This is a genomic window from Runella sp. R0.1_18 (assembly GCF_057652155.1).
The window spans coordinates 392,519-412,187 of sequence record NZ_JBYFCK010000005.1 but is presented as its reverse complement, the minus strand read 5'-3'; the positions used below and the strand labels follow the sequence as shown (position 1 = coordinate 412,187).

12 protein-coding genes and 1 pseudogene are annotated in these 19,669 nt (G+C 46.8%); 11 read left to right on the top strand and 2 right to left on the bottom strand.

Features of this window, described 5'->3' with window-relative positions; all coding sequences use genetic code 11:
• Positions 1-98: 98 nt before the first annotated feature.
• Positions 99-977: an AraC family transcriptional regulator gene (locus tag AC23P2_RS12115; RefSeq protein ID WP_487773436.1), complete on the bottom strand. Its 879-nt coding sequence runs from the start codon at positions 975-977 to the stop codon at positions 99-101.
• Positions 978-1,257: 280 nt separating this feature from the next.
• On the opposite strand from AC23P2_RS12115, the gene AC23P2_RS12110 reads away from it, so the two are divergent.
• From AC23P2_RS12110 to AC23P2_RS12075, 8 genes and pseudogenes are all read left to right on the top strand, one after another.
• Entirely contained in the window at positions 1,258-1,395 is a 138-nt protein-coding gene (locus tag AC23P2_RS12110) for a hypothetical protein (RefSeq protein WP_487773435.1), read from the top strand.
• 72 nt (positions 1,396-1,467) lie between these two features.
• Entirely contained in the window at positions 1,468-2,937 is a 1,470-nt protein-coding gene (locus AC23P2_RS12105) for a c-type cytochrome domain-containing protein (RefSeq protein WP_487773434.1), read from the top strand.
• 2 nt (positions 2,938-2,939) lie between these two features.
• The gene (locus AC23P2_RS12100; protein WP_487773433.1) at positions 2,940-6,179 is read left to right on the top strand and encodes a DUF1553 domain-containing protein; all 3,240 of its coding nucleotides are present in this window, start codon (positions 2,940-2,942) and stop codon (positions 6,177-6,179) included.
• Between the two features lie 5 nt (positions 6,180-6,184).
• Positions 6,185-7,636, top strand: coding sequence for a DUF1501 domain-containing protein (locus AC23P2_RS12095; RefSeq protein ID WP_487773432.1), 1,452 nt, complete (start codon positions 6,185-6,187; stop codon positions 7,634-7,636).
• 602 nt (positions 7,637-8,238) lie between these two features.
• Positions 8,239-8,391: pseudogene (locus AC23P2_RS12090) on the top strand (DUF1501 domain-containing protein); the annotation flags it as partial.
• 196 nt (positions 8,392-8,587) lie between these two features.
• Positions 8,588-9,145, top strand: a complete 558-nt coding sequence (locus tag AC23P2_RS12085) for an RNA polymerase sigma factor (RefSeq protein WP_487773431.1) — start codon at positions 8,588-8,590, stop codon at positions 9,143-9,145.
• Positions 9,120-9,917, top strand: a complete 798-nt coding sequence (locus AC23P2_RS12080) for a hypothetical protein (protein ID WP_487773430.1) — start codon at positions 9,120-9,122, stop codon at positions 9,915-9,917. Before AC23P2_RS12085 ends, AC23P2_RS12080 begins: the two co-directional genes overlap by 26 nt.
• Positions 9,918-9,932: 15 nt before the next feature.
• Entirely contained in the window at positions 9,933-11,045 is a 1,113-nt protein-coding gene (locus AC23P2_RS12075) for a hypothetical protein (protein ID WP_487773429.1), read from the top strand.
• A 111-nt stretch (positions 11,046-11,156) separates the two neighbouring features.
• On the opposite strand, the gene AC23P2_RS12070 is transcribed toward AC23P2_RS12075, so the two are convergent.
• Positions 11,157-12,029 carry an AraC family transcriptional regulator gene (locus tag AC23P2_RS12070; RefSeq protein WP_487773428.1) on the bottom strand — a complete coding sequence of 291 codons (873 nt, stop codon included), beginning with the start codon at positions 12,027-12,029 and terminating at the stop codon, positions 11,157-11,159.
• A 168-nt stretch (positions 12,030-12,197) separates the two neighbouring features.
• Between AC23P2_RS12070 and AC23P2_RS12065 the strand changes: the two genes are divergently transcribed.
• The 3 genes from AC23P2_RS12065 (at position 12,198) to AC23P2_RS12055 (ending at position 19,638) form a co-directional block, all read left to right on the top strand.
• On the top strand, positions 12,198-14,669 hold the full coding sequence (locus AC23P2_RS12065) for a glycoside hydrolase family 95 protein (protein WP_487773427.1): 2,472 nt from the start codon (positions 12,198-12,200) through the stop codon (positions 14,667-14,669).
• Between the two features lie 250 nt (positions 14,670-14,919).
• Entirely contained in the window at positions 14,920-18,078 is a 3,159-nt protein-coding gene (locus AC23P2_RS12060; RefSeq protein ID WP_487773426.1) for a SusC/RagA family TonB-linked outer membrane protein, read from the top strand.
• A gap of 42 nt (positions 18,079-18,120) precedes the next feature.
• A complete protein-coding gene (locus AC23P2_RS12055; RefSeq protein WP_487773425.1) occupies positions 18,121-19,638 on the top strand; it encodes a RagB/SusD family nutrient uptake outer membrane protein in 1,518 nt (505 codons plus the stop codon).
• Positions 19,639-19,669 lie beyond the last annotated feature (31 nt).

Below are 19,669 nucleotides of genomic sequence, written 5' to 3'. Positions count from 1 at the left end.
TGCACTTAAAGACTTTTTAGATAGAATGAGTGAGTGGGCGACGGGGGAGGTTTTACTTCCCCCGTGCTTGGTTTTATGACCCTCTAACGTCAAGTCTTTTAGTCAAGCTCAGAGACTTGTTTCCGATACTGGCTCGGCGCTATTCCAAAACGGCTTTTAAACAGTTTCGAGAAATAGTAGATGTCAAATACACCTACTCGGTCGGCAATTTCTTGCAACGAAAGCGAAGAAGTCGTTATCAATAATTTGGCCCGCTCTAGCCGTTTATTGATGATATAGTCCAACGGGCGAACTCCCAAGACTTTTTGGAATTGTCGCGAAAAATAATCGCAATTAAGTCCCTGAAGATTAGCCAATTGTTCTACCGTTAGCTTTTTATCCAAATGCGTGTGAATGAACCGAAGCACAAAACCGATGTCACTGCGGCGGTGTTTTTCGCTGGTATTGCCAAAGGCAGTGGTAGGACGGATAAATCGGGATACCAATTGAAGTAAAATTCCCTGCGTTTCGATAAGATGGTGCTCGTTGGTAGCAGGGTACTTTTGGTTAAAACTGAGCAAATCTGCGCGGTTATCGTAGGTTTTAGGGTCATTCTTGAGAATGGCGCGGCCTGGGTACAAATCCAATATGCGCTGGAATAGCTCTTTGTCAAAATGCGACGCTTGGGTTTCATAGACAAACGGCAGCATGTCGAACACCGAAAGTCCCGAGTCGGAATCATCTAAAAAGGAAATATAATACTGCTCCATGTTGGTGTCGCAATGATAACGACTGACCGAAAACTTGGGAATCAGATACATATACCCAGGCTTTAGTAGGTACTTTTGCTGATTATGGTAAACCCAAGCTTCGCCTTCGGTAATAAAATACAACCGAGAAAAAGGGCTTAATACGCCGTCAAATTGCCAATCGGTGCCTAGTGAGGCGTAGCCAACGTGCAAAAGGCTAAATTTTAAGGTGTAGAGTGTGTCAATCATTGTAGTATGGATTAGATAAGAAAAAAGCTCATGTATAAAAGGAACAATGAGCTTTTTGTGATTTTAACCTATCTATCTATTTATAAAAACGCTGCGTTATAATGGGTGTCGGGCGCTTTAACTGTTACAAAGAAAACGTATTTTAATTCAATTTTGTCTTTGAAATTTACCAAAGTTATCAGGTATTTTAACCTCTAATTCGCATAAAATAGATTCTGTTGGGAATATTTATTTACCAAAGAGTAGGATTGCGGTATTTCTAAATTTTGACTCTAGAAATATGTGTACTGTACCCAAAGATTCTTATTTTATCTATGCTTTTACCCGTCTAAACCTGTTAAATCTGTGGTATCCGTGGACCATCATCGACGATTTTAGCACACGGATGGCTTTGAAAAAGTCGGATTTGTACAAATAGATGACACTTTTATTCATTTTTGTAAGGCAAACTTCGCCTTACTTTTGTGTATCCTAAACCAGACAAATTTGCATGATGACCGTTGCCGAATACATAGGCCGTTTTCACCCACTTCTAGTGCACCTACCCATCGGTATTTTACTGTTTGGGTTTGCGTTGATGTTGTACCAAAAAGCCAGAAAAGTGGACGTAACGGAAGCTATTTCGCTGGCATGGTTGGCTGGGGCGGTAGCTGCATTGCTATCGTGCGGGGCGGGTTGGCTATTGGTACAGTCGGGCGATTACGAAGCGGAGGCTGTGCAGGTACACCAATGGACGGGGCTGGCAACGGCTGCGTTGAGTTTTTTGACGTATGCTTTTACAAAATACCGCTGGATGTTGGCGTCGGCAACGGTGATTTTGTTGACTATTGCGGGGCATTATGGCGGTAACCTGACGCACGGCGAAGGGTATTTGTCGTTGGGTGATCGACCTGTTGATTCATCCGACACGACGGCGGTGGTCTTTGTGCCTGAGGTAGTAAAACAAGATTCGTTGGTGGCGGGCAATCAGCCCCAAGTACGGCGCACGTTTTTCTACCGCGACCAAGTGGTGCCCATCTTAGAAAAGAACTGTTACAGTTGTCATTCAGCTAAGAAAAAGAAAGGAGGCTTACGGCTCGACACTGAGGCTTTTATTCAAAAAGGAGGCAAAAATGGGGGAGTATTGGTGGCGGGAAATCCGCAAAAAAGTAAACTGTTTAGCTACTTGCTGTTGCCGCACGACGACGAAATGCACATGCCGCCCAAGGGTAAGCGCCAACTGACCAGCCAAGAAGTAGCGATTTTACATCATTGGATTAAAAAAGGGGCATCGTTTAAGGAAGAAGTGGAAGTGGTTCAAAATCAGTCACTCGCAGCGGTGGAAGCTTCATCTATTTTGCCTCTTACCTTACCAGCGTTGGTTGCGGATAGTGCAATTTCTCCGCAAAAAGAAACGCCTACCTTAGCAAGTATTGAAACGTCGATATTGACCAAACCAACTGAAGCACCTAGCGCGTCAGTAGTGTCGTATTTTCAACAGCAGCAGATTACGCTGACGCCCGTTCAGCAAGGAGCGGGCTATGTAGCGGCCAACTTTGTAAATGTAAAGGCATACCAGCCGTCGATGTTGAATGAGTTGAGCCGCATTCAAAGTCAATTGGTACGGTTGCGACTTTCCAACCAGCCCGTGCGGGATGATGAGTTAAAGCCATTGAGTGCCTTCACTAACCTCAATCGACTCAACCTCGAAAATACGCAAATCACTGATGGGGCGTTGGCTGAATTGAAGCAATTGCCGAAATTGGAGCAGCTAAATTTATACGGTACTGCCGTGACCGACGAAGGTATTCAACAATTAGCCACTTATCCACAATTGAAAGTAGTCTATTTGTGGAAAACCAAGGTAACTCCGCAAGGAATTGAACGGCTTAAACGCGCCAAACCAACGTTGAAAATAGAAGATGGACAGCAACGATTCACGTTGCCCGATACCAATAAAACCACAAAAACGCAATCATAGTCATGATGAGGTTACTCCTTTTTTTCTTGGCCAGCGTGCCTTTTTGGTTGCCTCCCACCAAAACCATCGACGGTGTAAAAGTGCCCGAGGAGGTGGCGAGTGCCTATGACAAACTCCCCGCCGAACTGGATTATAACCAACACGTAAAGCCTGTTCTTTCGGATAAATGCTTTGCCTGCCACGGCCCCGACAAAGCCAAACAAAAGGCAGGTTTACGCCTCGACGTGGCACAAGCTGCCTACGGTTCTTTGCCCGAAAATCCTGGTAAAGTAGCTGTAAAACCTGGTAATTTGGCCAAAAGCGAGTTGGTACACCGAATATTGTCTAACGACCCTGACTACCAAATGCCAACGCCGCAATCGCACCTCACGCTAACGGCAGAAGAAAAGGCCATTTTACTAAAGTGGGTAAAAACGGGAGCCGTGTATAAACCCCACTGGGCGTTTGTGAAGCCCGAGAAAAAAGCCGTACCGACGCTAAATGCGTTGAGTGGCTACACGCCCGTCAATGAAATTGATTACTTTGTTGGACAACGTTTGGTTCGTGAAGGACTAACCCCCTCGGTCGAAGCGCCCAAGGAGCTATTGCTGCGGCGTTTGTCGTTGGATGTAACAGGATTGCCTCCGACGATTGCCGAAATCGACGCTTTTTTGGCGGATAAAAGCCCAAATGCTTACGAAAAACAAGTCGATAGGTTACTGGCATCGCCGCATTTTGGTGAGCGCATGGCCACCGACTGGCTGGACGTAGCGCGTTATGCCGACTCCCACGGCTATACCGTTGATCGTCTGCGTGATATGTCGCCTTACCGCGACTGGGTCATCAATGCTTTTAACCAAAACATGCGCTACGATGCCTTTATCCACCAGCAATTAGCGGGTGATTTGATGAAAGCCCCAAGTCGCGATATGTTGATTGCGACGGCCTTCAACCGAAACCACCAACAAAATATGGAAGGCGGGATTGTGGAAGAAGAGTTTCAGACGGAATACGTCATGGACCGAGCCAATACATTGGGTGATGCATTTATGGCTCTGTCGCTGGGCTGTGCGCGTTGCCACGACCATAAATACGACCCCATTTCTCAGAAAAACTACTACGAACTTTACAGCTTTTTCAACAACGTACGGGAAGCGGGACAAATTTCTTGGAACGACGACTTGCCTACGCCTACGCTGCTGCTACCTACCGAAAAACAAGAGGAGTTAATCCGTTTTATGCAGTCGTCGATGAAAGAACAGGAAACCAAATTGGCCAAAACCATGGATGCTTCCGACGCTTCTTTTAAGGCGTGGTTGGGAACGGGAGAGCCGCAAAAACTCAAAACCCAAGCCGTGCCGCAGGTCGGACTACAAGGCTTTTTTACCTTTGAAGATTCGTTAAAAAATACTGTAAACCCTTCGCACAAGGGCAAAATGAAGCGAGATGCAGGCGATGCCGACAAGCCTGTTTTTTCTAAAACCGCCCGTGGACAAGTACTGGAACTCAACGGCGATTCGTACGCCGACCTGCGGCCTGTGGGTGTATTCCGAAAATCAGAGCCGTTTTCGGTTGGGATTTGGGCGTGGTTTCCCAAAGAGTTTAAAGAAGGCGTGATTTTTCACAAAAGCAATGCCGAGCGATTGTACAATTTCAAAGGGTTTCATTTGCACGTCAAAAACAACCGCTTCGAAATCTGCATGGCGCACACGGCGCCCTCCAATGCCATCACGCGGCAAAGCAATCAGCCCATTCCGCGCGACCGCTGGGTGCAATTGACCATGACGTACGACGGTTCGTCCAAAGCCAATGGTTTTAAATTGTTCATGGACGGGACTGAACTGGCGATGGAAACGGTGATGGACCAGTTGTACAAAGACATTATTTTTTACGATGCCAAAAACGAAACGGGGCTACAAATCGGTGGCTGGTGGCGTGGTTTGGGCTTCAAAGGAGGGAAAGTGGACGATGTAGTGGTCTATAACCGAACCCTCACGCCTTTTGAAATAAAGATTTTGGCCAACAAAGCTACGTGGCAAGCCATTGTGGATAAGCCTGTTGCCGCGCTGTCGGAAGAAGAACGGACGGTGCTGAAAGATTATTATCTGTCGGCCGTTGATACGGCAGTAGCTGCCGAACGAGCGGTGCTTCAACAGCAACGAACGGCTTTCAGCGATTCCACGCGTCACATTGCCGAAATCATGGTAATGCAAGAAATGCCGACGCCCAAACGCTCGTACTTGCTACAACGCGGGCAATACGACGCGCCTGGCCCCGAAGTGTTTCCCAACACCCCATCGGCGGTATTGGCCTTCCCCGCCACACTTCCCAAAAATCGTCTGGGCTTGGCACAGTGGTTGACCGACCCAAATCACCCACTGACGGCACGGGTAGCGGTGAATCGGTATTGGCAAAACTTCTTCGGGACGGGGTTGGTGAAAACGACCGAAGACTTTGGAAACCAAGGTGAATTGCCTTCGCACCCCGAACTGCTGGACTGGTTAGCTGTCACGTTCCGTCAGGATTACGGCTGGGATGTGAAACGATTGGTAAAATTGATGGTGATGTCGGCTACCTACCGCCAAGATTCGCGAACGACTGCCGCACTTAGAGAGCGTGATCCTGAAAATCGCTTATTGGCACGAGGCCCTGCCACTCGCCTAACCGCTGAAATGCTCCGCGACAATGCTTTGGTAGCTAGTGGATTATTGAATAACAAAATTGGGGGTAAAAGTGTAAAACCGTACCAGCCCGATGGCTTATGGGAAATCAACAGCATGACCTACAAAATGGATACGACCGATGCCATTTATCGTCGAAGTTTGTATGTGATTGTCAAACGTTCTGTGCCCAATCCGACTTTGGGGACGTTTGATGCCCCCACGCGTAGTAGCTGCATCGTACGCCGACAGCGTACCAACACGCCTTTGCAAGCCTTGGTTACGCTCAACGACCCCACCTACGTGGAAGCCTCACGGGTGATGGGTGAGCAGATGACCCGTCAAAAACAGGCTTCCGAAGCGATTGAATGGGCATATCGACAATTGACAGGAAAAAGACCCAACGACAATGAAGTCAAGTTGTTGGATAAATTATACACGACCCAATACCAGACCTTTAAAACAACTCCCGCCAAAACCAAAGGGTGGTTAAAAACAGGCTTGAAAAAAATAGATGCCACGCTCGAACCTGCCCAAGTGGCAGCCTACGCCGTCGTGGCCAATACCATTTTAAATTCCGATGCTACCATCACCAAACGCTAATGCCCATGACACCGCATCACGATGAACCTTTTCGATTGCATACCCCCGAATTTTCGGGTTTGAACCAACAACTCGACCGTCGCGATTTTCTCAAGCGAACGGCGTCGGGATTGGGGGCGTTGGCGCTGGGTAGCTTGATAGGAACGCCAAGTTTTGGGGCAACGCCGATTTTGCCCAAAGCCAAACGGGTGGTTTACTTGTTTATGGCAGGCGGGCCTTCGCAGTTTGAAACCTTTGACTACAAGCCCAAATTGCAGTCGATGCTGGGGGCTGCTTTGCCCGACTCGGTTCGGAAGGGGCAACGCCTGACGGGGATGAGTGCCAACCAAGCGTCGTTGCCGATTGCCCCGAGTGTGTATGGTTTCAAACAACACGGAAGCACGCGCACGTGGGTAAGCGAGCTACTGCCTTACACGGCGCAGGTGGTGGATGAATTGTGCCTGATAAAGTCGGTTTATACGGAACAAATTAACCATGACCCCGCTATTACGTTTTTTCAAACGGGGCATCAACTCCCTGGACGCCCTTCGATTGGGTCGTGGGTGAGTTATGGTTTAGGCTCTGAAAATCAAAATTTACCGTCGTTCATTGTGTTGGTTTCAAAAGATGCTTCCAAAGACCAGCCTTTGTACGCACGGCTGTGGGGAAATGGCTTTCTCCCGTCCGAATACCAAGGGGTGCAGTTTCGGTCGGGCAAAGATCCCGTGTTGTTCCTCAACAACCCCGAAGGTTACGACGGCGCGGACCGCGAGCAGATGTTGGGGTACTTGAGCCAACTCAATAGTTTACAAAACGATACGTGGGGCGACCCCGAAGTAAACGCCCGCATTGCGCAGTACGAAATGGCGTATCGTATGCAAACCTCCGTGCCCGAAGTGATGGATACCAGCCAAGAACCCGACGAGGTATTTGACCTGTACGGCCCTGGTAGCCGTGACAAGGGAAGTTATGCGGCCAATTGTTTGTTGGCGCGTAAACTGTTGGAAAAAGACGTGCGTTTTGTGCAGCTCTACCACCAAGGTTGGGATCACCACGGTTCGCTGCCCAAAGGTATGGCCAAGCAGTGCAAACAAATTGACCAAGCCACGGCGGGGTTGTTGATTGACCTAAAGCGTCGAGGGTTGCTAGAAGATACCTTGGTTGTGTGGGGAGGTGAATTTGGCCGAACGGTGTATTCGCAAGGAAAATTAGCGGCCAACGATTACGGCCGCGACCACCACCCGCGTTGCTTTACGATGTGGATGGCAGGGGCAGGTGTGAAGTCAGGGTTTTCGTACGGACAAACCGACGATTTTAGCTACAACATCGTCAAAGACCCCGTGCATGTGCATGATTTTCAGGCGACTTTGCTGCACTTGATGGGCGTTGACCACGAGCAGCTGACCTATAAATACCAAGGCCGCCGTTTCCGACTTACGGATGTACACGGTAAATTGGTCAAGGGTATTTTGAGTTGATGGTTGCGTCAGAGACGCTGGGCCGTGTGGGTCCCAATTGAAAATTGGGACCAGCGAGTTTTGATGAAAAATTATTAAATAATAACTTTGATACTAAAGTTAATCCACATACTTTTGTAGGCGTATTAGACAGTCAAAATTGACAAGATACATTGTAAAGTAAAAGAGCCAACGTATCATAACGAGGCTCTTTGGTAAGCTTCTACCTAAGACTATTGCTTATTCCAGTAGCGATAAAGCTTCTCGAATACGCAAAGTACATAGTAGAGCAGTGCGAATAACTTGTACGCTAGCTCAAACATATGAGTTTGTGTTTTGGTTGAAAAATTATTTAATGTCGGAATAAGGGGATGTCCTGCAAAGATTGCCCCTTATTCTGATGCTACAAATGTACACTTCATATTAGAACTTTCAAAGCAGGAAGAGTTACATGCTAGCAAGCTACACATGAACGTATAAGTCTATCGTTACACTAACCAGTTGATGGTAAAAGGGTTATAAAAGGCAACTTGCAGGTATTTATTTTTGTTAAAGACTTAGCGTAATATTCTTCTTTTTAAGAAGCTTCTACAACTTCTTGTGTGTTAAGAGCAGCCAATGGCCTGCTTAAAGACCCCGTCCACGTCCATGATTTTCAGGCGACTTTGCTGCACTTGATGGGCGTTGACCACGAGCAGCTGACCTATAAATACCAAGGCCGCCGTTTCCGACTTACGGATGTACACGGTAAATTGGTCAAGGGAATTTTGAGTTGATGGTTGCGTCAGAGACGCTGGGCCGTGTGGGTCCCAATTGGAAATTGGGACCAGCGAGTTGCGTCAGAGACGCTAGCCCATTTTGACCCCAATTTTAAATTGGGGTCAGCGCGCGCGAAAAAACTTTTATATTTTTTTGAAAACGCAGGCAACCTTTCGCCTGCGTTTTTTATTATAAGCCCAAAATTTACGCCATTTGATCACACTCGCTACCATACAAAAAGCCCAGCACCACGATAAAGTCGCTCAAAAACAACTTTTTGAAGGCTACGCAACGGTTATTTATCGGTTGGCTTATAGGTACTTGAGAGAACGGATGGAAGCTGAGGATGTTGTCTCGGAAGCATTTTGTTTGGCATTTGAACATTTACCCAAAGCAACCTTTACGAGTGTTCCGTTTTTTGAGGCTTGGCTAAAGCGAATCACCGTAAATGAAGCCCTAAAATCACTGCGGAAACGAGCTAGTTTTCACTTGTTGTCAGATACTGAGTTGGAAATCGAAGCCGTTAGCGAAAACACCATCGAGAAGCTTTCGGCCGCGCAGATTTGGGAAATCGTTTCGCAGCTTCCTGTCGGTTACCGAACGGTTTTTAACCTGTACGAAATCGAAGGCTACAGCCATGCCGAGATTGCCAAAATGCTGAACATCTCGGAAGGAACATCCAAATCTCAGTTGAGTAAAGCCAAGTCATTGCTGCAAAAAAAGGTCATTGAATTAGAGAAAGACTATGCACAATCAAAAACTATTCGATAAAATTCGGGATACGCTCGCCGAGGAAACACCGCAGGATTTTGCCCCGCTCGATTGGGATAAAAATGCCGTGTGGGAGCGTATCGAAACTCGAAATTCGCCCCGTCGTGGTTTTGCTTTTGGTAGATGGGCGGCGGTAGCCGCTGCTTTTATTGGGATAGTATTGTTGGGTAAATGGTTGTTGAACCCCCATTCTTCGACTAAACTACCTGCAAACTTGACCAAAGTTACTCCGCAACGTAATCTTTCTAATCCCCCCGTTGAGCCATTAAAAGTAGCAGCCACTCAACAAAATAAGTCTTTTGTGAAGAAAAATAAAAGCTACGGATACGTTGAAAGACAGTTAGTTGTAGAAGATACTTGGGCCGTTGAACCAGAAGATTCAAGTAGGCTTGTAGAGGTTGCTGTTCAAACCGACGCAATCACCTCCCCGCAGTCCCTCTCCTTGTTGGAGAAAGGTGAAGCGTTTTCCCGTGCCCAAAAGGAAGAGGGCGAAGCCCAAAAAAGCCCCCTTGTGCTGAAAGGGGAGGGGGAGTCAGGGGATGAGGTTAAACCCAAAGAACGGGTGCTAATTGTCGATATTGATTTACCCGAATTGCCCGAAAAATCTTCGGTCAATGATTTGTTAAAAACCTCGTTTTTAGAGCGGTTTAGCCGAGAAGCTCGCCGTTTTCGTACGGAGCGAAAATTTGATTTACGGGCTTTAGATCGCCGCGCTGGCAAAGGCGTATGGTCGTTGATGGCGCACAGCCTTGTCGTTCCAGCATCCAAATAATAATCTATTACAACCATGAAAACAGTCGTTCTATTTAGCCTTTTGGCAGCTACGCACGTGACCTTCGCTGCCGACTCTCTCATTGTGAATGCGGGGCCCGCGAGCCGTGTTATTTTTTACGGGAAAACGCCCGCAGATTTACAAAAGCTTGAGCGTTTGGACTTAAACAAGCTTCTACGTGACTTGAATCAAACCAAAGACTCTACGTTGGGGCACATTCAGTTGAGTTCAGCGCCTTATCGCTCAACGGCCAAACCACTTCCCAAATGGCAACAATATTGGCAAGATTATAAGAAAAACACGTTTTTTAATTTGCATCTGGGAATGGGTAGTTACACTTTTTTCAACCAGCCCATTGGTCGGTACGAATACTTTCGACTCAATGACCCTTCCGTTTTTATGGACAATCCACCGAGCAAGAGATATACGGTTTTTAATTCGCTTTGGTTACGAACCCGTTCGGTGGTAGGAGTGAGTTTGGTACACGACGCTTATTGGTGGAATGGAAAACGAATGGGGATGAAATTTAGGTACGGAGTAGGGGTAGAGGCGTTGGGGTTGAGGTATCAATATTCCAATGTAGAAAAAATGGATCCAGAACTGTTCTCCGACAATCGAATATCTTCTGCCAGATACGATTATTACACCAATACGTTAGCGCTTACGCCACAGCAAACCGATGTGCGCGCGTTCAGTTATAATTTTCAATTGATGCCCAAAGTGTTCCTTAAAAACAAAAAAGGAAAAGAAACTTTCTCGTTGGGAGTAGGGGTTCGTTACAATGTTAGTAGAATGAAACAGCCATTGGATGCTGGCAGTATGATCATTGGCTGGGGTGGATACTCTATAGATTCAGATGGAGTTTTGGGAGGTCGGGTTACGGCCACTAGTGGCCCCGTTATTAGGTCTAAGGATATGAGTTTCTTTGCGAAAGAGAACGGTTTGAAAAACTTCACTTACATGGCAGAAGTGGGTTACCGAAGTGTGTCACTTTTTTTTAATTATACCCCTTCGTTTACCCAGATTACACCGCGAACAGGAAATAACCCTACTAGCAATGCCCAATACTACAATCAGCAAGGTGGCAAGCTCGGTTTTATCAATTTTGGGGTAAAAATTGGACGTTAGTTCCAGGTTTGCGTCAGAGACGCTGGGCCGTGTGGGTCCCAATTGAAAATTGGGACCAGCGAGTCCTACGGACTCGCCTAAATATGTCATTCGTTCATTCCGTCATTCCTTCTACCGCTCTGCGTGGGCTTTTTGGTACGAAAAGGGACTCATGCCTGTAATGGCTTTGAACTGCTTATAGAAACAAGTGAAGTTGTTGAAACCACTTTCAAAACAAATTTGCTTGATGGTCATGGGTGTGTTGATGAGTAACTTACAGGCATTCCCTACCCGTATTTCGAGCAAAAACTGAGAGTACGATTTACCCGTTCGGTGCTTAAAATACCTACAAAAAGAGTTAGGCGTGAGTCCCGCCAGCGACGCAATTTCTTGCAGTTTTATCTTGTTATGAAAGTTCTGGAGGGTGTATTTATAAATACCGTGCAGGCGCTCATTCTCAAGGTCGGAGGCGTCGTATTGAAAACTAAGGGAAGATAATAGGTCATTCTCGTCGCAGTGTTGAGCCAATAACAAACACTGAATCAGGGCGATGAGTTGGTAAGTGCCTTCCGTGGAGAAAATGACTTCTATTTGTTGTGCCATTTGTTGGCTTAGTTCTTCCGAAAAAGAGATACCCCTTTTGGCTTTATCGAGCACATTTTTAAGCATTTTATTTTCGGGGAGTTGTAGAAACTGGCTTCCCCAAAAATCTTCGGTAAAATGAATTACTGAAGAATAAAACTCACTTCCTTTGGGGCAATCAATTTTCTCTTCGTGGTCAAAGTGCCAGTAATGTGGCAAATTAGCCCCCACCAGCACTACATCTCCAGGTTTGAAGCGTCGGATACTGTCGCCAATAAACTGCGTTCCGCTGCCTCGGTGAAACCAAACCAATTCTACTTCTTTATGGCAGTGCCAACGGTTGTTGATGTTCGGAATTGTATCACGACGAAGGCTAAAGGAGCGATTAGGACTAATCGCGACCTGTAAAAGCTGTGGCTTCATACTGAAAAAGTTAGCAGAAAATACTCGTTTATGTCTGTTTTGTAGTTAAAATAACTTATAATCTTGATAATTTCCAAATTTATACTGGATTAGAAATACACGTACTTTGTAAAACCAATAGTTCTATTTCTAATCATAGCCTTAACTTTACAAGTCTCTACACACATTATGAAGCACTTATTGAAATCTTTTGCCTTCCTCTTTTTATGTTATTTTCAAACCTTTGGCCAATCGAGCCAAAAACTATGGTATGCCAAGCCCGCCGAAAGGTGGGTGGAGGCACTTCCGTTGGGCAATGGTCGGATTGGGGCGATGGTGTTTGGCGGTGTCAATGAAGAACTGATACAGTTGAACGAGTCAACGCTGTGGTCGGGTGGGCCGCTCAAAAAAAATGTTAATCCAGAAGCCCACCAATACCTCAGTGCCATTCGCGAGGCATTGTTGGAAAAAGAAGATTATTCAAAGGCCAACGAACTCACCAAAAAAATGCAAGGTTTTTATACCGAATCGTACTTGCCTTTGGCTGATTTGGTGATAAAACATCGTTTTGCGGGTGGAAGTCCACAGGGGTATTACCGCGACCTTGATATTTCAAAAGCTATATCTACCACCCGTTTCACCATGGATGGGGTCACTTACGTACGGGAAGGGTTTATTTCGGCACCTGCCAATGTGTTTGTGGTTCGTTTGAGTGCAGACAAAGCAAAACAGCTTAATCTTGACATTAGTACCAATTCTAAATTACGGATTCAGAAACAACCGTTGAGTAGCACCGAACTGGTCGTCAATGGCAAAGCACCTGCGAAAGTGGATCCGTCCTATTATAATCCCAAAGGCCGTCAACCCGTCATTTATGAAGACAGCGAAGGTTGTAACGGAATGCGTTTTCAGTACCGAATCAAAGCGGTTGCCAAAGATGGCTCGGTAAAAACTGACACCGCAGGTATCCACATTGAGAAGGCCAGCGAAGTAGTTTTGTACATTGCGGCTGCTACCAGTTTCAATGGGTACGACAAATGCCCCGATAAAGATGGGAAAGACGAAAAACAACTGGCGGCTGGTTTCCTTACCAAGGCCCTCGCACAGCCGTACGCGACCTTACTGAAACAACACCAGAGCGAATATCAATCGTATTTTAACCGTTGCCAACTGACGATTAAAGACACCCTGAATGCCAATACAACCCCTGTACCAACCGACGAACAGCTAAAAGCATATACAGCAGGCCGTTACAATCCCGACTTGGAAGTGCTTTATTTTCAGTACGGTCGTTATTTGTTGATTTCGTCGTCGCGCCCAGGAGGACCGCCTGCCAACTTGCAAGGAATTTGGAACAAAGAGCTTCGTGCCCCGTGGAGTTCCAATTATACCATCAATATCAATACCGAAATGAACTACTGGCCTGCGGAAGTGACCAACCTTTCGGAAATGCACCAACCACTGCTTGATTGGATTCAGCATTTGGCCAAAACGGGTCACGAAACAGCCCACGATTACTACCGCGCCAAAGGGTGGGTAGCGCACCACAACTCCGACATTTGGGCGTTGAGCAATGCCGTAGGCGACGTAGGTGCGGGTGACCCCGTGTGGGCCAACTGGTACATGGGTGGCAACTGGTTGTGCCAACATTTGTGGGAACATTATCGGTTTACGGGCGACAAAACGTTTTTGGCCGAAAAGGCGTACCCTGTAATGAAAGAAGCCGCTCTTTTTACCCTCGATTGGTTGGTGACAAACAAAGACGGCTACCTCGTAACGGCCCCATCTACCACACCTGAAAATAAGTTTTTTGACGCGGCGGGCAAGCAACAAGGCGTATCGGTAGCGACCACGATGGACATGTCGATTATCTGGGATTTGTTTACCAATCTTATTGATGCTTCGACGGTGTTGGGGCAAGACAAAGAATTTAGAGAGTTGCTGATTGCCAAGCGAAACAAGCTGTTGCCGTTGCAGATTGGCGGCAAAGGTCAATTGTTGGAATGGTCGAAAGATTTTCCCGAAACCGACCCCCGCCACCGCCACGTTTCGCACTTGTTTGGTTTGCACCCAGGGCGTCAGATTACGAAAGAAACGCCTGCCTTTTTTAATGCGGCTAAAAAGACCTTGGAACTACGCGGTGACGAAGGAACGGGCTGGAGCAAAGGTTGGAAAATCAACTTTTGGACCCGATTGTTGGACGGTGATCACGCTTATACTCTCATTCGGGAGTTGTTGAAATATACCAATGAAACAGGAACCATCATGAGCCGTGGCGGAGGAACGTACCCTAACTTATTCGACGCTCACCCACCTTTTCAGATTGATGGAAACTTTGCAGGAACGGCGGGTATGGCCGAAATGCTTCTCCAAAGTCACCAAGATAAACTGCACTTATTGCCTGCGATACCTACCAATTGGCCATCGGGCAAAGTCAGTGGTTTGCGTGGGCGCGGCGGTTTTGAAGTGTCGATGCAATGGGAAAAAAATACCCTGACCCAAGCTCAAGTAAAGTCGATAAACGGCGAAGAATTGCGCCTTCTCACCCATAAACCCGTGACTGTCCAAGGAACAAATACCACTTCCGTAAAGACGGCCGATGGGTACGTGTTGCAATTAAAAACGCAAAAAAATAAAACTTATTTACTGACTGTAAAATAAGGCACGAAGCATTAAATAACTAAGGCGTTGCTATGATGACAAATAGCAACGCCTTAGTTATCACTATGCCTAAAACGCGAAAAATAGGTTACAAATAAGTCGGATTTGTACAAATATTTTACGGTTTTCTCCATTCTTTTGCTGCCCTATGGGTCTTAAATTTGTCTAACCATTTCACTGAATCTTCCTATGCACAACAACCCTAACATCTGTTCTTTTACCAAATTTTAACCTTTAATCATTTTAACTTATGGCAATTCATTCTACGCCTTTTGAAAGGAGTACAGGCACCCCTTTGCCCCAAAAACGGGTATTGTACGCAACGCAAGACAGTAACAAACAAGAATTTTTCTCCCTAACGCGTCGGTTACGCATTGGCTTGAGGTCCAGTGTATTGGCGCTAGTGATGTTGTTGGGAGGCATGGTGCAAGGGGCTTTTGCACAAAACCGACAAATCTCAGGGACGGTCTTTGACGCCAGTGGCGTGCCTCTACCAGGCACCAGCGTGAAGGTAAAAGGCACCGTGACGGGTACCATTTCCGACGTCAACGGAAAGTACAGTGTTCAAGCTGCCAACAATGCCACGTTGGTGTTTAGTTACATTGGGTATATTTCTCAGGAAGTGCTGACCGATAACCGAAGCGTTTATGATGTAACCCTCCAAGCCGACGCCTCCGCCCTTTCGGAAGTGGTAGTGGTGGGCTATGGCACGCAGAAAAAAGTAAACTTGTCGGGGTCGGTAGCGACGGTGTCGGGCGTGGAACTGACGCAACGCCCCGTGCCTAACATGCAAAACTTACTTCAAGGACGAGTAGCGGGTTTGGACATCATTCAAAGTACGGGCGAGCCAGGCCGCGACGATGCCTCTTTTCAGCTCAGGGGATTTGGGTCGTTTGGTGCTTCTTCGGCTCCTTTGGTATTGGTTGATGGGGTCATTGCTTCCATCAAGAACCTTTCGCCGCAAGACATTGAAAGCGTGACCGTTTTGAAAGATGCCGCGTCGGCGTCTATCTACGGAGCGAGGGCTGCCAACGGGGTGATTTTGATTACTACCAAAAAAGGGAAAGCAGGCAAAACCCAGATTGAATACAACGGAAGCATGGGCGTGAGTGAAGCCACGAAATATCCTGAACTCATTACCAATTCGGCAACGTATATGGAAATGTACAATTCGGCGCGCCTTCGCAGCGGACAACCTGCGCTTTATACCCAAGCCCAAATTGATTTGTACAAAAACAACCCCAACAGCGACAAGTACCCCAATTTTAATTGGTTAGACCATGTGCTAGGCAAAGGCCCGATTCAAAACCATCACATCGGGTTTTCGGGTGGAAACGAGCAGACGATTTACAATGCTTCTTTTAATTACTTAGACCAACAAAGTATCACCAAAGGGTATAAGTACAAGCGATACAACGGGTTAATTGACTTTTCGTCGCAAGTACACAAGCGGGTGCGCGTTGGTACAAACATCAACTTGTCGTTTCAGGATGCAAAAGCGCCTTGGTTGACCAACGACAACCTGTTGCTGCTCGCCTATGCCTCGGCACCGACAGTGATGCCGTTTTTGCCTGACGGAAGTGGACGAGTAACCAACCGCGATTTTACGACCAACGGAACAGGAAACCGCAGCGTAGAAGAAGTGTATGCAACGGGTGGCCAATTCACCAAAACGTACAACGTCAACGCCCAGGCGTTTGCTGAAGTAAGCATTTTGAAAAACCTAAAATGGATGAGTAAGGGGGCTATTACGTATTTTGATGAACAATACAAAAACCGTCAGTACCCATCGCAGTCGTTTGCATACCAGCCCGATGCCTCAGGAAATTATGTGCAAGTGGCCAACGGTAACCCCGATTTCAACGGGCTTCGACAAAATGAAACCCGCGCTATTACGAAAACCTTTTTCAGTACGCTCAATTACAGCACCCAATTTGGTACCGACCATAACCTGAACTTACTGGCGGGTTATGAGCAACAAAACAATTTCACCGAAAACGTAGGTGGGGCTAGATACGACTTCCCAACTACGTCCATCATGGTGCTTGACGGTAGCGGCCCGACCAACCAAACAACCAACGGTGGTGCTTCCGAATGGGCCTTGCAGTCGTTGTTTGGAAGAGCCAATTACGATTTCAAAAACAAATATTTCCTCGAAGGTAACATTCGCTACGACGGAACGTCGCGCGTGGGAATCGACAACCGTTGGGGGATTTTTGGCGGTGGCTCGGGTGCGTGGAAACTTTCGGAAGAAAATTTTATCAAAAACAACGTATCGTGGATTGACAACCTAAAACTACGCGCTTCGTACGGTACGCTTGGAAACCAAGAAATCGGGAATTATCCTTACCAAGACGTACTTAACTTAACGGCCTATCCTTGGAGCTCGTCGCTCACAACGGGAGCACAGTTGACCCGCTTGGTGACCAAAGATTTGCGGTGGGAAAAAACGTCGATGTTGGATTTTGGGCTAGACGTTGACTTGTTCAAAGGACTCTTTGGCGCTACCATCGACTGGTACAAACGCGACACTCGGGACATCCTCACGCAGCGTCAAGATTTGCCAAACAGTGTGGGACTTACCGCGCCTATTGTCAATGCAGGAGCCATGCAAAACACAGGGATTGAGTTGGAATTGAGACACAACAAAACCATCAATGAATTCAATTATGGAGTGGGTGTGCTTTTCCACCGCTATCGCAACAAAGTGACCAATTTGTTGGCTGAGACCCTAGGTACAATCGAAATAGGACAGCCGTACAACAACTTCTTTATGTATGAGTGGGCGGGTATTTTCCAAAGCCAAGACGAAATCAACAGTTCGCCCAAGCAACCTAATTCAGGTACGCTCAAGCCAGGGGATTTAAAAATCAGAGACTTGGATGGCAACGGTACCGTTGGCCCAGAAGACCGAGTGCGCATTAGCCGTTTTCCTTCGTACAACTATTCGTTTAACCTCAATGCAGGCTGGAAAGGCTTTAACCTAACGGCGTTTTTCCAAGGGGTACAGGGAATCAAGACCCAAGTGAGCGGTTGGGGGTATGAGCCATTCCAACAAGGTTCGGCACCTCCGTTGCGCTTCCTAAACGCTTGGTCGCCTACCAATCCTAGCACCACCGTTCCTGCCGTGTATCAAGTGGGCTACCCAGGGGTGTCAGGTTATACCTCTACTTATTTCTTGCAAGATGCGTCGTATTTGCGCTTGAAAAACTTGTATCTCTCTTACACTTTCAATCAAGACATCCTTAGCAAAGTAGGAGCCAAAGGGTTGATTGTGTATTTCTCGGGTGATAACTTAATTACGTGGACAAAATACGAAGGAAACGATCCCGAAAGAGCAGGTTCAGGACGATTTGCACAATTCCCTCAGTTGAAAATTTTTACGGGAGGATTGAACATCAAATTTTAGGTGATACCGCGCTTTAGTACTCATTTTAAACGTTCGACAACAATGAAATTTTATAAAAAATACATGACCCAATGCCTCGCAGCTTTGATGTGCTTCAGCACGTTGAGTTCTTGCGACAAAGACTTTTTGGATAAAAACCCACTGAATGCCATCTCGGGCGCGACGTTCTGGAAAACCGAAACCGACGTCACTATGGCGTTGGCGGGGGTGTACCGTACGCTTCAAAATGGGATTTATGGCCACCGAAAGCCATTTTTTGATACGTATTCTGACAATGCCTATGACCGACATAATTTCTTTGGCTATCAGGCCGTAACCCTAGGTGTTGTGAATCCAAGTAACGTCAATTCGGGGCTTTACAACCAGCCTTATCAGGGCATTGCGGCTTGTAATTATTTCTTAGAAAATATAGGGTCGGTCAGTGCGGTATCGCAAGCCAACAAAGATGTTTACTCGGCCGAAGTACGCTTCTTGCGAGCCATGTACTATTTCGACTTGGTACAACTATTTGGCGGAGTCGTGTTGTACAAAGTAGCCCCTAAAACTGCCGAAGAAGCCAAAATCAAACAAAGTACCAAAGAAGAAGTACTCGCCTTTGTGTTGGAAGACTTGGACTATGCCATTTCAAAACTGCCCGCCACGGCTTACACGGGACGTGCGGTGAAAGCCAGTGCGCAGTTTTTGAAAGCCCGCGTGCGGCTCTACCAACAAAACTGGGCGGAGGCTGCGACCATCACCAATGAGATCATCAACTCAAAGTTGTTCTCGATTTATCAGGGTGGATATGCCAATCTCTTTTTGACAACAACCCAACAAAACAACAACGAGATATTGTTTTCGACCAAATATTTGGCCCCTAACAACCCCCAAGGCAACGAAGGAATGTTGGTGGAAATTGGTTGGTACGGTGCCATTGCTCCTTATCAAAACTTGGTGGATGAATACGAAATGACGAACGGGAAAATGATTTCGGAAGCAGGTTCTGGCTACGATGCGGCCAATCCGTACACCAACCGTGACCCGCGTCTGCGTATGACAATCAAAGCCCCTGGAGATCCAGAAACAACCAATTATAGTCATACGGACCCACTTCTAACGGGATTTGCCCAGAAAAAATACATGGATTTGTCGAAATTGCCGTACGATAGAACCAAGATTCCACTCACGGATATGAACGTGGTACACATGCGTTACGCCGAAGTATTGTTGGCATACGCCGAAGCCAAAAACGAAGTGTCGGGGCCTGATGCGAGTATTTACGACGCGCTCAACGCCATTCGCACTCGGACGAGTGTGAAACTCCCCGCAGTTGACCAAGCAAAATACAATACAAAAGAATCGTTGCGGGAGTTTATTCGCCACGAGCGCCGTGTGGAATTAGCCTTGGAAGGGCACCGTTATTTTGATTTGAAACGCTGGAACGCGATGGCTTCGAGACTAACCGCGGTAAAAAATCCTGCGGGACAAACCTTGGTGTTTGGGGAGAAAAACAACGTGTTGCCGTTCCCACAATCAGAAGTGGATAGAAATAAAAGCTTGACGCAAAATACAGGATATTAATTGTTGATTGTTTACTATCACAGGCCCCGAC

Excerpts from the sequence above, each read along its gene's own strand:
- AC23P2_RS12115 (WP_487773436.1), bottom strand. The coding sequence starts at position 977 with ATGATTGACACACTCTACACCTTAAAATTTAGCCTTTTGCACGTTGGC.
- AC23P2_RS12110 (WP_487773435.1), top strand. The coding sequence starts at position 1,258 with ATGTGTACTGTACCCAAAGATTCTTATTTTATCTATGCTTTTACCCGT.
- AC23P2_RS12105 (WP_487773434.1), top strand. The coding sequence starts at position 1,468 with ATGATGACCGTTGCCGAATACATAGGCCGTTTTCACCCACTTCTAGTG.
- AC23P2_RS12100 (WP_487773433.1), top strand. The coding sequence starts at position 2,940 with ATGATGAGGTTACTCCTTTTTTTCTTGGCCAGCGTGCCTTTTTGGTTG.
- AC23P2_RS12095 (WP_487773432.1), top strand. The coding sequence starts at position 6,185 with ATGACACCGCATCACGATGAACCTTTTCGATTGCATACCCCCGAATTT.
- AC23P2_RS12080 (WP_487773430.1), top strand. The coding sequence starts at position 9,120 with ATGCACAATCAAAAACTATTCGATAAAATTCGGGATACGCTCGCCGAG.
- AC23P2_RS12075 (WP_487773429.1), top strand. The coding sequence starts at position 9,933 with ATGAAAACAGTCGTTCTATTTAGCCTTTTGGCAGCTACGCACGTGACC.
- AC23P2_RS12070 (WP_487773428.1), bottom strand. The coding sequence starts at position 12,029 with ATGAAGCCACAGCTTTTACAGGTCGCGATTAGTCCTAATCGCTCCTTT.
- AC23P2_RS12065 (WP_487773427.1), top strand. The coding sequence starts at position 12,198 with ATGAAGCACTTATTGAAATCTTTTGCCTTCCTCTTTTTATGTTATTTT.
- AC23P2_RS12060 (WP_487773426.1), top strand. The coding sequence starts at position 14,920 with ATGGCAATTCATTCTACGCCTTTTGAAAGGAGTACAGGCACCCCTTTG.
- AC23P2_RS12055 (WP_487773425.1), top strand. The coding sequence starts at position 18,121 with ATGAAATTTTATAAAAAATACATGACCCAATGCCTCGCAGCTTTGATG.